The 229-nt window shown below is 51.1% G+C and carries 1 rRNA gene; it reads right to left on the bottom strand.

Annotation, left to right across the window (positions count from 1 at the left end):
• Positions 1–229: ribosomal RNA gene (locus QSV36_RS26110) — 16S ribosomal RNA — on the bottom strand; the annotation flags it as partial.

A 229-nucleotide genomic window follows, 5' to 3' on the forward strand; every position in this document is an offset into this window, starting at 1 on the left:
CGCTTTACGCCCAGTAATTCCGATTAACGCTTGCACCCTCTGTATTACCGCGGCTGCTGGCACAGAGTTAGCCGGTGCTTATTCTGTCGGTAACGTCAAAACAGCAAGGTATTAGCTTACTGCCCTTCCTCCCAACTTAAAGTGCTTTACAATCCGAAGACCTTCTTCACACACGCGGCATGGCTGGATCAGGCTTTCGCCCATTGTCCAATATTCCCCACTGCTGCCT

This window comes from Pseudomonas sp. BCRC 81390, assembly GCF_030341915.1.
Taxonomy (GTDB): domain Bacteria; phylum Pseudomonadota; class Gammaproteobacteria; order Pseudomonadales; family Pseudomonadaceae; genus Aquipseudomonas.